Genomic DNA, 13,664 nt, shown 5'->3' with positions numbered 1-13,664 from the left:
CCCGGCTGGCGAGAGCTCGTCACTTGCGACGTCATCGGCTGCGCCAAAGCCGCCGACCGACGCGGCGACGAGCGCGCGCATGTCCCGGCAGCGACGGGCAAATACCGCCCCCGAACTGGCCTTACGCCGGGAGCTACACCGTGCGGGCCTGCGCTATTTCGTCGATCGCGCGCCCATCAAGGGCCAGCGTCGACGGGCTGACGTGGTGTTTCCTCGCCTGCGGATCGCGGTGTATGTCGACGGCTGTTTCTGGCATCGATGTCCCGAACACGCGACCGATCCCAAGAACAACGCGCAGTGGTGGGCCGACAAACTGGCCGGGAACGTGGCCCGAGACCGGGCTACTGATACCGCGTTGACCGAGGCCGGTTGGCTGGTCGTTCGGGTATGGGAGCACGAAGATCCGCACGCGGCGGCCGAGCGGATCGGGTCACTCGTGCGGGCGCGATTACCTGGTTGACCTTGCGATACTCAGCGACTGTGCGGTGCGCTTTCGGCGCGGACCCGCACTCGTACCCGCGACGCTTCCGCCGCGACGAAGCCGGACACCGTCAACGCCAGGATCGTTGCGAAGCTTGCCAGCGCGATCACGTAGCTCATCGAGGACCTCTCCGTTGGTTACCACCCACCCTGCCCGGTGAACCTGACAGAAACCTGATGAAACCACGTCCGCGCTGTCGACGCGCCTGATCCGGTGGGTCGGGATCGGGCGCGCACAATGGTCGATGTGACCGAATCCGCCCGGCACACCCGCCGCTACTCGATGCTGATCGCGCTCGCGATCGCACTCGCGGGCCTGTGCTATTCGTCCTGGCTGCTGGAATTCGTGCTCCCCATCGACTCCGACCCGGTCAACCAATTCCTCAGCGAACTCGACGCCGAAGGCAAGCCCTACCGCGAGGTGTTCGCCACCGCCGACAAAGTGGTCGGCTTCCTCCTGATCCCCGCCGCCCTCGGCGCACTGTTCGTCTTCCCACGCCGCCGCCTGACCACGATCGGCTGGATCGCCCTGATCTGCTTCGGCGCGTCCACGATCGCCGACACCCTGCTCCCCCTCAAAGACTGCGCCCCCGGCGACCCCACCTGCGGCGGCGACAGCGGCCTGTTCCCCCAACTCCACCAACCCCACGCCCTGACCAGCACCCTGGCCGTCACCTCGATAGCGGTAGCCACCTTCGCCTTCAGCGCCGCCGCCTACCGCTACCACCGCTGGCGAATCCTGCGCGAATTCGGCGTAGCCGTACTCATCCTCGGTACCACCGCCACCCTCTGGATGATGATCGCCGACAACCTCCCCGGCTCCTACGCCCTAGGCATAGCCCAACGCATCCAGGTAGGCACCATGTCGATCTGGCTACTGGCCCTCGCCGCCGCGGTCCTCATCGAAGCACGCGAACGGACTGCCTGACGACGATCGACAACGTGCCGAATTGTCACACGAGCACGCCGTTGGACTGTGGCGTAAACGGTCCAAATACGCGAGTTATCCACAGGCTAGAAGTTATCCACAGGGCAATTTCTATGGCGGCGTTATCGGCGGTCGGGTGGGGGTCGGGGCGCTACTGTCGGATTTGTGACCAGCGAAACAGCAACTCCCACCGACCTGCTCGATCAGGTTGCCGCGTCTACCGCGCGCTTCGATGCCGCGATCGGCACGCTCACCGATGCGGCCCTGGCCGAACCGTCGCTGTTACCGGGGTGGACTCGGGGGCATGTGCTGGCTCATGTGTCGCGCAATGCCGACAGTCTGCTGAATTTGCTGCTGTGGGCTCGCACCGGGATCGAGATGCCGCAGTACCCGAGTGTCGCGGTGCGCGATGCCGACATCGAGGCCGGCGCACCCCGGCCACTGACCGTGCAGCACGCGGACTTCACCGCCACCGCACACCGCTGGCAGGCCGTGGCCGTCACCATGCCGCCCGCGGACTGGCAGGCCGAGGTCCGCAACCGGCAGGGCGGCATCCTCACCGCCGACCAGGTCCCCTGGATGCGCCTGCGCGAGACCGAAATCCACCACGTGGACCTCGACATCGGCTACACCCCCGCCGACTGGCCAGCCCCGTTCGTGGCCCGCTTACTCCCCGAAGCCATCACCGACCTGTCGACAAAGCTGCTCCCCGAAGCCACCCCCACCTTCGACATCCAGTCCACCGACACAGATTTCATCGCCACCGTAGGCCCAGGCCGCCCCCACCACACCGTCTTAGGCCCCGCCAACGCCATCCTGGGCTGGTTGCTCGGCCGCACCACTGGCAGCGACCTCACCGGCCCCTTACCGCCGCTGCCTGCTTGGAAGTAGGCCGAAGGAACCTCCGCCCCTCACAGTTCGGAGGTTCCTTGCGGTCAGCGAATACCGATCTTCGGGTCCGTGAAGCGGTTGGTGAAGATCTCACCGGCGGTCAAGGCCGACGGAATGGCCGCACCGCCCGCAACCAGAATCGGCCGCAGGTCGTCGAGGTTGCGCTGAGTTCGAGCCTGCTCGTACGTACCGAAGGAGCCATCGGACTCGTTGGCCAACAGACCGAGTTCGAGCAGCTGCTTGGCGGCGAACTCCGCCTCACCCGCGGGGTAGGGGTTGAATGCCGGTGTGCGAGAGACGATATCGACCACCTTGGCATTGGTGTCCGCCGGTGCGGACGCGAAGTCGGCGCCGGACTGCTGCACGATCGGCACCAACTTGGCCAGGCATGAGGCCAGTCCGTCGAGCTTGTCGGCACGCACGGTGAGGTTCGAGGCGTAGGTGTCGAAGCCGGAGTTCTTGATCAGGTCGTAGGCGACGGGCTTCTTCCAGGCGCGGGCCTCGTGTTCGTAGACGTAGGGTTCCGCGCTGGCGAATCCCTGCTGGGCGATGGTGGGGTCTGCGACGAAACGCGCTGGGGCGCCGTCGTATCCGGTGTCGATCTGCGACTTCTTCAGCAGCCCCTTGGCCACCAGCCACTGCGGGAAGATCTGCTCCTTCGACACCACGACGGGCGCATCGGAACGGCCGATATCGGCGATCGACTTCCAGTCCGGGTGACTGGCCGGATCCCACATCAGAATGGAGGGACTGTATTTCAGCAGCGGCGTGACCGCGACGACCTGCTTGGCCGCACTGGCCGCGATCACCTGCTCGCCGTGCACCACTCCCAGCGTGATCTTGTCGTCGACATACAGGCGCGACGGCACCGACTGGAACCCGATCGCGGGCCCGCCCGCGCGCAGCTGCAACCGCACACCGGTGTCCTTACCGCCCGCGACAAGTGGCCCTTCCACCGACTTGGTCTCGGAGTCCACCTGATAGCCGGGTCCCAGCAGCTGGAACAGCCCGCCCTGATCGGACTGCGGCTGCCACTGCAGCTGGATGGTGACCGTGTCCGGGCAGACCCCACGCAGCGTCTGGGCGGGCGCGGCGGGTTCCAGCGCGACGGCCGTGCCGCCCTGCTGCGCGCTGTCGGTACCGCAACCGGCCACGGCGAACACTGCCGCAAGTAGCACTGCTGCCGAGGTGGCGGCGCGTCTGCGGTGTCGGTGGTTCTGCATGTCGTTCTCCTCGCCGTCGCGGCGTTGTGCGCGACGTCTACATGCAACGTCCGGGCAGTTTCGGGGCCGTTACATGCTCACTACATGTCTGTTCTTCCTCCGGTTCGGTAATGCGGGTGCAATACATGCAATGGACCGTGAACGGATGACGCCCACGTTCACCGTTCCCACCATCGACATCACGCCCTTCCTGACCGACTCCGACGACGCCGGTCGCACCGCCGTCGCCGCCGATATCGACACCGCCTGCCGCGAGGTCGGTTTCATGCAGATCGTCGGCCACGGCATTCCCGACGAGGTGCTCGCAGCGTTCGCCGCCGCCCTCGACGAGTTCTTCGCGCTGCCGCTCGAGGTCAAGAAGCGCTACCGCCGCTCGACCTCGGAGAATCGCGGCTACTCCCCGCCGCGTTCGGAATCGTTGAGCGGCAGCCTCGGCCTGCCCTCCGCCAACCAGATGAACGATTTCTACGAGGCGTTCATCGTCGGCACCCAGAGCGCCGATTTCCCCGGCCTGGAACTGCCCGCCTCGTCGTATGCCGCGAACAATTGGCCCGAGGCCGCACCCGGTTTCCGCCCCGCGATCGACACCTACTTCGCCCATGCGCAACAGCTGTCCCGAATCCTGTTGCGCGCCTTCTCATCAGCTCTGAACCTGCCGATCGACTACTTCGACACGCTCACCGACTACTCCATCGACGCGCTGAAGATGAACAACTACGCCCTGCCCGAGGGCGAACTGCGCCTGGACGGCGACATGACCGGCATGGGCGCGCACACCGACTTCGGCATCCTCACCATCCTGTGGGCCGACCGCGTCCCCGGCCTGCAGGTGCTCGACAAACACGGCCACTGGCACGACGTGCAGCCCGCCGAGGGTGCCCTGCTCATCAACCTCGGCGACGCGATGGCCCGCTGGACCAACGACCGCTGGATGTCGACCCTGCACCGCGTCGACCCACCGATCGTGAACGGCCACATCCGCCGTCGCCGCTCGGCCGCCTTCTTTTTCGACGGCAACCACGACGCGGTCATCGAACCCCTGCCCGGCACGGTCGCCCCCGGCGAACAGGGCTACCCCCCGATCACCGTCGCCGACAACATCAACGCCAAGGTCGCCGGCCTCAAAGGCCTGAGCATCCCGCCCACCGCCCGCGAAACCGCCAGAGTCCTGGCAGCGATCAGCCCGGAGTGACCCGAGCCCGCCTACGAAAAAATCGACCCCGTATCGGCTGATACGGGGTCGATTTCGGTGCGCCCGAAGGGATTCGAACCCCTAACCTCTTGATCCGTAGTCAAGTGCTCTATCCGTTGAGCTACGGGCGCATGGTGGTGCATCTTCAGTTGTTACCCAGCAAGCTGGGTATGGCGGAGGCGAGAGGATTTGAACCTCCGGTCCCCGTGAAGGGACAACTCATTAGCAGTGAGTCCCATTCGGCCGCTCTGGCACGCCTCCTGGAGCCTTCTCTTTCGAGGGCACCGGTCCTTGTCGAACCGCCGGGAATGAAGATTACACGAGCAGCGGTAGTAGTCCAAAACGCCTGGTCAATCAGCGTAAATTGCTGTCGAACCAGTCGTAGATGCGCGTCTGGGAATCGAGGCGGATGGCGGTGGCCTCGTCGTCGTCGGGGTCGGGGCGGTCGGCGCGGTGGGTGAGGCCGGGGTAGGTGATGGTGAGACTGGCCACATCGGCGTTGGCGGTGGCTTCGCGCAGGCGCTCGACCGCTTCGGGTGGGGTGGCCGGGTCGTCGGCGCCGAACAGGCCGAGCCAGGGGGCTTGTAGGTCGGCGGCGACGTCGATGAGGGCGGCGTTCTGGTCGGGCAGGGGGTCGGTGATGCCGGGGGCGGCCACGCTCACCGCGGCGCCGATCGGGCGGGTGGCGGCGACGAGGAAGGCGGCGGTGCCCGCGGAGTCGAAGCCGAGCACGCCGATGGTGTCGGGGAACAGGCCGCGGCCGGTGAGCCAGTCGAAGCCTGCGTCGAAGTCGTCGAACAGCTCATCGCCGAAGACCTCGCGCGCTTGGGGGTCGGCGATGCGGTCGAACAGGTGCGGCGCCACGACCATCCAGCCTTCGTCGGATAACGCTTGCATCAGGTTCAGCATTCGGGGGGAGAACTCACGGGATTCGTGCAGCACGACGATCCCGCCGCGGGCCGCACGGGCAGGTTCCACCACGGTGATCGGCACGGTGGCGCGACGCGCGGCGCCGGCATCGGACCGCAAAGGGGCGACATCGTTGTAGGTGCCCGGCATAAACCCAGCGTAGGCGGCGAAACTGGTCTTGGGTAGGGATAGGCGCCCGTACCGCATGTCGCGGCGGCCGATGGTCGTAGGGTGGAGGCGTGACCGCGCATATCCGCCCCGATCTCGCCACCATTCCGGCCTACGTTCCCGGCCGCAACCACCCCGATGCGGTGAAGCTCGCGTCCAACGAGACCACGTTCGGTCCGTTGCCCAGCGCGACGAAGGCGATCGCGGAGTCCGCCGAGCTGGCCAACCGCTACCCGGACAATCAGGTCACCGAGCTGCGGACCGCGCTCGCGGAGTTCCTCGACGTGACCGTGGCCAATGTGGCGGTCGGCTGCGGCAGTGTGGCGCTGTGTCAGGAACTGGTGCAGATCACCTGCGACGCCCCCACCGACGAGGTGATGTTCGCGTGGCGCTCGTTCGAGGCGTACCCGATCGTCACGCAGGTCGGCAACGCGACCGCGGTGACGGTGCCGCTGACCGACGGCTACCTGCACGATCTGGACGCGATGGCCGACGCGGTCACGCCGCGCACCAAGCTGATCTTCGTCTGCAATCCGAACAACCCCACCGGCACCGCCCACGGGCGCGCGCAGCTGGAACGGTTCCTGGATCGGGTGCCCGCGCACGTGCTGGTCGTGCTCGACGAGGCCTACTTCGAATACCTGCGACTGGACCCCCAGACGCGTCCCGATGGTGTCGAGATCGCCCGTGGCAGGCCGAATGTGGTTGTGCTGCGCACCTTCTCGAAGGCGTACGGTCTGGCCGGTCTGCGCGTGGGCTATGCGGTGGGCGATCCCGAGGTGATCTCGGCGTTGCTGAAGGTGCACATCCCGTTCAGCGTGAACCGGGTCGCGCAGGCCGCGGCCATCGCGTCGCTGCAGGCGCGCGGTGAGCTGCTCGATCGCACCGATGTGCTGGTGGCACAACGGCATCGGGTGCGCGATGCGCTGCTGGTCGCGGGCTACGAGGTGCCTGCCAGCGAAGCCAATTTCGTGTGGTTGCCGCTGGGTGCGCGCAGTGTCGATTTCGCGCAGGCCAGTGCCGCCGCGGGCGTGCTGGTTCGGCCGTTCGCCGGTGACGGTGTGCGAGTGACGATCGGCGACCCGCACGAGAACGATCAGTTCCTCGCCTTCGCCACGGAAAACGCGGCGCAGTTTCGATAGAGCGGCATACGGTCAGCAACCCTTGACGTCGGTCGCGGAAGGATTACCGCGAATTCGAGCACACTGCCAGCACACCGGTAATAGGCTGGCCCGAAGTTGATTTCGGTGCCGACCGATTACCCCGGTCGGCGCGTGCCACCGGTCGAGCAGGGCGTTCTCGGCGGGCGATCTTCCCGCACCACGGGCACCTCCGCGCGGCCTCGCATCCTGCTGCCCGACCGGAGATGTATCGTGAACCAAGGCTCTCGCCCCACTGTCTGCGAAAAACCTTCTGCGCCAGTCGTTTCCGATGTCGCGGTGCCGCCGTCGGTCGAGCTGGACCGCCGGTTACGCGACTGCGACGAGTTCTTCCGCTACCCCGAACTCGGGCATCTGCCCGTGTCGCGACGCCTGAACGCGCTGGCGCAATTACGTGACACCGGCACCTATCGACAGACCGCCGAGGAAATTCTGATCGGCGCGAAACTGGCCTGGCGCAATCACGCGCGCTGCGTGGGCCGCAAACATTGGCGTTCCTTGAAATTGCTCGATGCGCGCGGAGTTACTTCTGCGCGGGACCTTTCCGAAGTGTGCTGGCAACATCTGCGATTGGCCACCAACGGGGGCGCGATTCAGTCGATGATCACGGTCGGTCCGGCGCGAGAACCCGGCGGTGGGCAGTATCGGATCGAGAGTTCGCAGCTGATCCGCTATGCCGGTTATCGCAACGGCGACGGCACGGTCACCGGCGATCCGGCCAACATCGCGGCCACCGAACAGGCCGCGGAGCTGGGCTGGCGTGGGGCGCACACGCCGTTCGACGTGCTGCCGGTGGTGATCAGCACGCCCACCGAGGGCCTGCGGTATTTCGACGTGCCGCGCGAACTGGTCCGTGAGGTGGATCTGATCCATCCCGACTACCCGTGGTTCGGCAGGCTGGGACTGAAATGGCATGCGGTGCCCGCTGTTTCGAATATGGATTTGGAGGTCGGCGGGGTTTGCTACCCCTTCGCTCCGTTCAACGGGTGGTATGTGGGCACCGAGATCGGCGCGCGCAATCTCAGCGACACCGATCGGTACAACATGCTGCCGCTGATCGCGGACATGATGGGTCTCGATACGTCATCGGTGCGCACGCTATGGCGGGACAAGGCGCTGATCGAGCTCAATCATGCTGTGCTGCACAGTTTCCGAGCATCCGGCGTACATATGGTCGACCACCACACCGTGGCCAAGCAATTCTGCGATCACGTCCAACGCGAGGAGGCCGCGGGGCGTGGCTGCCCGACCGACTGGAGTTGGGTCAACCCGCCCATCTCGTCGGGCCTGACGCCCACCTTCCACCGCTACTACGACGCCCCAGACCTGGACATTCGACCTAATTTCGTGCGTCGAGACTGATCCACGACAGGTTGTTTGACCTTCCAGTGGCCGGGTATTTGCTGTTATGTAGCCGAGTCCGGTAGCGCCGGACGCTATGGACCACCTGATCACCCAAAAACCCAGCGGTGCGCACGAGTGGAACACCCATGTCCGCGCGGCCTCCGCACCAGGTAGGAGGGAATCATCATGAGCAAGGCAACACTGGAATCGCTGATCGGCAGCACCGCGTTCGACGAGCGGGGCGACAAGATCGGCAAGGTCAAGCAGATCTACATCGACAACAACACCGGCTCGCCGACCTGGGCCGCCGTCTCGACCGGCCTGTTCAGCGGCGACTCGCTGGTACCGCTGGCCGGCGCGCAACACCAGGCCGACGACGACACGCTGCGCCTGCACGTGGACAAGGAACAGGTGAAGTCCGCACCGCACCTGGACAACGGCGGCCGCATCAGCGCGCAATCGGAGCAGGAACTGTTCAAGCACTACCACGTCGACCCGCGGTCGGCAGGCTGGAATACGTACGGCCGTCAGCAGATTCGCCCCGGCGACGACGCCCCGATGACGCACGGCATCCCGGCCCAGCCCAAGCACGCCGACGACTCGATGGTGCGCTCCGAAGAGCAACTGCGCGTCGACACCGAGAACACCGAGGTCGGCACCGCCCGCCTGCGCAAGTACGTGGTCACCGAGGAGCAGACCATCAAGGTCCCGGTCACCCACGAAGAAGTGCACATCGAACGCGAACCCATCACCGGCGACCGCACCACCCGCACCACCATCGGCGAGGACGTCCGCGAGGTAACCCTGCACGCCGACCAGGTCCACGTCCAAAAGGAAACCGTCCCGGTAGAACGCGTCCGCCTGGCAGTAGACGAGGTAGCCGACGAGAAAACCATCTCCGACACCGTCCGCAAGGAACGAGTAGAGGCAGAAGGAATCAACGACCCCCGCAAGACCGAGTAACCCAGTACAGCAGATCAGTCACCGAGCCGCCCACCACCAGGTGGGCGGCCGGAGGTCCAATCCCACCAACTGATCACGCAAGAACATGGGTAACTCCCCCAACAACAGCAAACCCGCCCACCAACCCACCCCCGGCCGCGTCAACGCCTCCCCACGCACCCAAGTCTGGCTTGAATACGCGGAGAGGCGGAACAGCGCGGAGACGGAGGGATTTGAACCCCCGATGGTTTTACCCATGCTCGCTTTCAAGGCGAGTGCATTCGGCCGCTCTGCCACGTCTCCCTGGCATGGATCGTAGCCGATGCACCCCGTGGCAGCGGCGTGGGTTCTGGAGAGCGGGGTGGCGTGGGGGCAGGATTACCTCCATGTATGCGATTGAGCTGAACGGGTTCGGTGGGCCCGAGGTCATGGAGTGGACTGTGGCGGTCGATCCGGAGGTGGGGCCCGGTGAGGTGTTGGTGGAAGTTGTTGCGGCGGGGGTGAATCGGGCTGATGTGATGCAGCGGAAGGGGTTCTATCCGCCGCCTGCCGATGCCAGTTCGATTCTCGGGTTGGAGTGTTCGGGGACGATCGTGGCGCTGGGGGCGGGGGTGACCGATTGGCAGGTCGGGGATCGGGTGTGTGCGCTGTTGGCGGGGGGTGGGTACGCGCAGTACGCGGCGGTGCCCGCGACGCAGTTGTTGCCGGTGCCGGCGGGGATGGACCTGGTGGCGGCGGCGGGGTTGCCGGAGGTGGCGGCGACGGTGTGGTCGAATCTGGTGCTCACGGCGGGGTTGCGGGCGGGGCAGCTGGTGTTGATCCACGGTGGGGGTGGCGGGATCGGCACGCAGGCGATTCAGGTGGCGCGCGGGCTGGGGGCGCGGGTGGCGGTGACGGCGGGGTCGGACGAGAAGCTGGCCAAGTGCGCGGAGTTGGGGGCGCAGATCTTGATCAACTATCGGACCGAGGACTTCGTCACGGTGCTCGCGGACCAGGGCGGGGCCGACGTGATCCTGGACAATATGGGCGCGGTCTATCTGGAACGCAACGTCGAAGCGTTGGCCCCGCACGGGCAGTTGGTGATCATCGGGATGCAGGGCGGCAATACCGGATCGTTGAATATCGGTGCGCTGCTTCGTAAATGGGGCACGGTGCATGCGACGAATGTGCGCAGTCGTCCACGGCAGGGGCCGGGCAGTAAGGCCGAGATCATCGCGGCGGTGCGTTCGCAGGTGTGGCCGCAGGTGGCCGCGGGCGAGATCGTGCCGGTGATCTCCGCGGAGTTGCCGATCACCGAGGCGGCTCGGGGGCAGGAGCTGCTCGACGAGGCGGGGGCGTTCGGGAAGGTGATCTTGAAGGTGCGCGACTGACCCACAACCACGCTCAGCGGACATTCTTCGCCGCGATGGTAGAGATTTCGACCGTTTCGCCGAAGAGTGGGCGCTGGGCGTGGCTACTCCAACGAACTGAGCGCCCGCCCGAGCTGGTCGATCTCGTACCGAGTCGTATACGGCGCCAACCCGATGGTCACCGCACCGCCCTCGTCGTTCACCCCGAGCGCGTCCAGCAGTCGGCTCCCGCCGTGCACCCCGCTGACCGTGCCGATCCTGGCATCGGCGAGCTTGGCCGCCACCTTCTCCGCCTGCATCCCGGCCACGGTGAAACTGACCGTCGGGATGCGGGTGGAGGCGCGGCCGATCACGGTCAGGTTCTCGATCTTCTCGAGCACCTGCATGAGGTGGTCGAACAGCTGGTCGTGATAGTCCTGCAGCGAGGTGATCGACATCTCGAGCCGTTCGCGGCGGGTGCCGGTGGCGCGTTCGTCCAGGCCTGCGAGGAACTCGATCGACTCGGTGAGCCCGGCCAACAGCGCGTACTGGTGCCCGCCGACTTCGAGACGTTCAGCACCCTTGGCATAGGGGTTCAGCGACATCGACGGGATGCGGTCCAGGAACGCGGGGTCGCGGAACACCAGCGCGCCCACCTGCGGGCCACCCCATGAGGGTGCGCTCAAGGCGACCACGTCGGCGTTGAGTTCGTCGATGTCGATCAGCGCGTACGGTGCGGCGCCGAACGCGTCGGCCACCAGCAATCCGCCCACGTCGTGCACCCGATCCGCCGCCACCCGCACGCCCGGCGCGGAGCCCACGATCGGTGACGCGGCGGTGAGCGCGACCAGCCGCGCGGTGGGTCCGATCAGCTCCTCGAACTGCCACGACGGCATCTCGCAGGTCTCGATCTCCACCTCGGCCCAGCGCACGTGCGCGCCGTAGCGGTTGGCGATGCGCAGCCACGGGGCGACGTTGGCTTCGTCGTCCAGGCGCGAGAGCACAATGCCCGTGCCGAGGCCCAGTCGCGAGCTCAAGGATTCGGCCAACCAGGCCAGCAGGACCGCACGATCGGGTCCGAGTACGACACCGGCCGGATCTCCGCCGACCAGATCGGCGACCGCTTCCCTGGCGGCTTCGAGGATCGCGCCGCTGCGCGATGCCGCACCGTGGCGGCCGGTATGCGAGAACGAGGAGGTACGGAAACCTGTTGAGACGGCACGAGATACCGAATCGGGAACCAGCATCCCCGCCTGCGGGTCCAGATGGATCCAGCCGTCGCCCAGGGACGGTATCAGGCCCCGAACCCTCGCGACGTCATAAGTCATGGTGGCCACTTTAAGGGCAGCGGGCGTCCCGGTGTAACCGCGTGGGGGTTTTAGCGCGAACCCGGCACACACGCAATGATGGGGACATGACGCACTCGGAGGATGTCCCCGAATCCATCGTCGTGATCGGTCCCGACGGCCGTCCGGTCACCGTGCCCGCCGACTCCGACGCGGCGCTGACCGGACAGGTCGTGCCCGACGACGACAAGTCCGCGGGCGAGTCCCTGTCGGACATGGTCGAGCAGCCCGCCAAGGTGATGCGCATCGGCACGATGATCAAGCAGCTGCTCGAAGAAGTGCGCGCGGCTCCGCTGGACGACGCCAGCCGTTCGCGGCTGAAGGAGATCCACAAGTCCTCGGTGCGCGAGCTCGAGCAGGGACTGGCACCGGAGTTGCGCGAGGAACTCGAACGTCTCACGCTGCCGTTCACCGACGACTCGGTGCCCTCTGACGCGGAACTGCGGATCGCTCAGGCCCAGCTCGTGGGCTGGTTGGAGGGTCTTTTCCACGGGATCCAGACCGCGCTGTTCGCCCAGCAGATGGCCGCGCGGGCGCAGCTCGAGCAGATGCGTCAAGGTGCGTTGCCGCCGGGGATGCACGCCGCGGACACCAAGTCCGGGAGCCATGTTGGTGGCGGGCAATACCTATGACACCGGCGTAATCGACCAATCGGCGGTCTTTCGGCCCGTTTTCTGACTTTTCGGCGACGAATTGGACGATTACGCCGGGTTCAGCGGCCCGAACACCCCGGCGCCTGCCCGAGGACAACCCTGTAAGGTCGGGGACCGTGCCCAGCGCTGCCGCCCGTCCCGACTCTGAACGCAGTGACGCGCGTACTGAAGAGAGCCCCGTGCAATCCGAAGACATTCCCACCGACGCCGAACTGGCCGAAGTCGCCGAGGCCGAGCACACCACCGACGCACCCCTGCTGGTGAAGACGCCGATGGTGTCGGATTCGCAGACCTTCGGTCGGGCGTTCAAGGACATGCGCGACGGGCTGCACCAGCGCGAACTGTGGTTGTCGCTGGGTTGGCAGGACATCAAGCAGCGGTATCGCCGGTCGGTGTTGGGTCCGTTCTGGATCACCATCGCGACCGGGTTGCAGGCGCTGGCGATGGGCCTGCTGTACTCGACGCTGTTGGATCAGCCGATCAGCGAGTACCTGCCGTATGTGACCGTCGGTTTGATCGTGTGGAACGTCATCAGCGCTTCGATTCTCGAGGGTTCTGATGTGTTCATCGCCAATGAGGGACTGATCAAACAGTTGCCTTCGGCGTTGAGCGTGCACGTGTATCGCCTGGTCTGGCGGCAGTTCCTGTTCTTCATCCACAACGCGGCGATCTACGCGGTGCTGGTGGTGGCGTTCTCGATTTGGCGCAATCTGAACTTCTCGGTGCTGCTGGTGATACCCGCGATTCTGCTGTTGTTCCTCAACGCCATGTGGGTCACCATCGTGTTCGGCATCTTCTCCACCCGCTACCGCGACATCGCCCCGATCCTGGGCTCGATGACGCTGATGCTGTTCGTGCTGACCCCGGTGATGTGGTCGACGAAGGCGCTCGAGGACTCGGTCGGCGGCGCGGGCGACCGGGCCAAGCTGCTCGAGATCATCCCCACCTACCACTACCTGGAAATCGTGCGCGCGCCGTTGCTCGGCGAGCCCGTGGAATGGCATCACTGGGCGGTCGTGGTCGCGATCACCGTGGTCGGCTGGGCCGTGGCGATCCTGGCGCTCAAGCAGTACCGTGCCCGCGTCCCGTACTGGGTTTAG

The 13,664-nt window shown here is 66.1% G+C and carries 13 protein-coding genes, 3 tRNA genes and 1 pseudogene; 10 read left to right on the top strand and 7 right to left on the bottom strand.

Going from position 1 to position 13,664, the window contains the following annotated elements; all coding sequences use genetic code 11:
• Nucleotides 1–49: 49 nt before the first annotated feature.
• Nucleotides 50–460, top strand: a pseudogene (locus ACFWVD_RS23880) (very short patch repair endonuclease); the annotation flags it as partial.
• Between the two features lie 11 nt (nucleotides 461–471).
• On the opposite strand, the gene ACFWVD_RS23875 reads toward ACFWVD_RS23880, so the two are convergent.
• The gene (locus ACFWVD_RS23875; protein ID WP_379246289.1) at nucleotides 472–600 is read right to left on the bottom strand and encodes a hypothetical protein; all 129 of its coding nucleotides are present in this window, start codon (nucleotides 598–600) and stop codon (nucleotides 472–474) included.
• Nucleotides 601–727: 127 nt separating this feature from the next.
• Between ACFWVD_RS23875 and ACFWVD_RS23870 the strand changes: the two genes are divergently transcribed.
• Together ACFWVD_RS23870 and ACFWVD_RS23865 are read left to right on the top strand one after the other, a co-directional pair.
• Entirely contained in the window at nucleotides 728–1,408 is a 681-nt protein-coding gene (locus ACFWVD_RS23870) for a DUF998 domain-containing protein (protein WP_379246287.1), read from the top strand.
• Nucleotides 1,409–1,573: 165 nt separating this feature from the next.
• Complete coding sequence (locus ACFWVD_RS23865) at nucleotides 1,574–2,299, top strand: maleylpyruvate isomerase family mycothiol-dependent enzyme (RefSeq protein WP_379246285.1); 726 nt, start codon at nucleotides 1,574–1,576, stop codon at nucleotides 2,297–2,299.
• A gap of 44 nt (nucleotides 2,300–2,343) precedes the next feature.
• Here the strand turns inward: ACFWVD_RS23865 and ACFWVD_RS23860 are convergent, their stop codons facing one another.
• The gene (locus ACFWVD_RS23860; RefSeq protein WP_379246283.1) at nucleotides 2,344–3,522 is read right to left on the bottom strand and encodes a nitrate ABC transporter substrate-binding protein; all 1,179 of its coding nucleotides are present in this window, start codon (nucleotides 3,520–3,522) and stop codon (nucleotides 2,344–2,346) included.
• A gap of 130 nt (nucleotides 3,523–3,652) precedes the next feature.
• Between ACFWVD_RS23860 and ACFWVD_RS23855 the strand changes: the two genes are divergently transcribed.
• The gene (locus tag ACFWVD_RS23855; RefSeq protein ID WP_379246281.1) at nucleotides 3,653–4,714 is read left to right on the top strand and encodes an isopenicillin N synthase family dioxygenase; all 1,062 of its coding nucleotides are present in this window, start codon (nucleotides 3,653–3,655) and stop codon (nucleotides 4,712–4,714) included.
• A 58-nt stretch (nucleotides 4,715–4,772) separates the two neighbouring features.
• On the opposite strand, the gene ACFWVD_RS23850 is transcribed toward ACFWVD_RS23855, so the two are convergent.
• The 3 genes from ACFWVD_RS23850 to ACFWVD_RS23840 all read right to left on the bottom strand — a co-directional run bounded on the left by ACFWVD_RS23850 (nucleotide 4,773) and on the right by ACFWVD_RS23840 (nucleotide 5,773).
• Nucleotides 4,773–4,845 (bottom strand) — tRNA-Arg (locus tag ACFWVD_RS23850).
• A 40-nt stretch (nucleotides 4,846–4,885) separates the two neighbouring features.
• A tRNA-Ser gene (locus ACFWVD_RS23845) sits at nucleotides 4,886–4,975 on the bottom strand.
• Nucleotides 4,976–5,068: 93 nt separating this feature from the next.
• Nucleotides 5,069–5,773, bottom strand: coding sequence for a dienelactone hydrolase family protein (locus ACFWVD_RS23840; protein ID WP_379246279.1), 705 nt, complete (start codon nucleotides 5,771–5,773; stop codon nucleotides 5,069–5,071).
• An 89-nt stretch (nucleotides 5,774–5,862) separates the two neighbouring features.
• On the opposite strand from ACFWVD_RS23840, the gene hisC reads away from it, so the two are divergent.
• The 3 genes from hisC to ACFWVD_RS23825 all read left to right on the top strand — a co-directional run bounded on the left by hisC (nucleotide 5,863) and on the right by ACFWVD_RS23825 (nucleotide 9,258).
• Nucleotides 5,863–6,933, top strand: coding sequence for a histidinol-phosphate transaminase (gene hisC, locus ACFWVD_RS23835; protein WP_379246278.1), 1,071 nt, complete (start codon nucleotides 5,863–5,865; stop codon nucleotides 6,931–6,933).
• A gap of 297 nt (nucleotides 6,934–7,230) precedes the next feature.
• Complete coding sequence (locus tag ACFWVD_RS23830; protein WP_379246276.1) at nucleotides 7,231–8,313, top strand: nitric oxide synthase oxygenase; 1,083 nt, start codon at nucleotides 7,231–7,233, stop codon at nucleotides 8,311–8,313.
• A 168-nt stretch (nucleotides 8,314–8,481) separates the two neighbouring features.
• Nucleotides 8,482–9,258, top strand: a complete 777-nt coding sequence (locus tag ACFWVD_RS23825) for a DUF2382 domain-containing protein (RefSeq protein WP_379246274.1) — start codon at nucleotides 8,482–8,484, stop codon at nucleotides 9,256–9,258.
• A 197-nt stretch (nucleotides 9,259–9,455) separates the two neighbouring features.
• Here ACFWVD_RS23825 and ACFWVD_RS23820 read toward each other — a convergent pair.
• Nucleotides 9,456–9,540: transfer RNA gene (locus tag ACFWVD_RS23820), tRNA-Ser, on the bottom strand.
• An 83-nt stretch (nucleotides 9,541–9,623) separates the two neighbouring features.
• Between ACFWVD_RS23820 and ACFWVD_RS23815 the strand changes: the two genes are divergently transcribed.
• Nucleotides 9,624–10,607, top strand: a complete 984-nt coding sequence (locus tag ACFWVD_RS23815) for an NAD(P)H-quinone oxidoreductase (RefSeq protein ID WP_379246272.1) — start codon at nucleotides 9,624–9,626, stop codon at nucleotides 10,605–10,607.
• A gap of 83 nt (nucleotides 10,608–10,690) precedes the next feature.
• Here ACFWVD_RS23815 and ACFWVD_RS23810 read toward each other — a convergent pair whose 3' ends face one another.
• Nucleotides 10,691–11,893, bottom strand: coding sequence for a cysteine desulfurase-like protein (locus ACFWVD_RS23810; protein ID WP_379246270.1), 1,203 nt, complete (start codon nucleotides 11,891–11,893; stop codon nucleotides 10,691–10,693).
• A gap of 86 nt (nucleotides 11,894–11,979) precedes the next feature.
• Between ACFWVD_RS23810 and ACFWVD_RS23805 the strand changes: the two genes are divergently transcribed.
• Nucleotides 11,980–12,543, top strand: coding sequence for a bacterial proteasome activator family protein (locus tag ACFWVD_RS23805; protein WP_379246268.1), 564 nt, complete (start codon nucleotides 11,980–11,982; stop codon nucleotides 12,541–12,543).
• A gap of 293 nt (nucleotides 12,544–12,836) precedes the next feature.
• Nucleotides 12,837–13,664 (top strand): ABC transporter permease, encoded by an 828-nt coding sequence (locus ACFWVD_RS23800; protein ID WP_379246366.1) that lies wholly within the window; start codon nucleotides 12,837–12,839, stop codon nucleotides 13,662–13,664.

Source organism: Nocardia sp. NPDC058666, assembly GCF_042714895.1.
GTDB lineage: Bacteria > Actinomycetota > Actinomycetes > Mycobacteriales > Mycobacteriaceae > Nocardia.
Note: the sequence above shows the minus strand (reverse complement) of the source record. Positions and strands in the feature narration are given on the sequence as shown.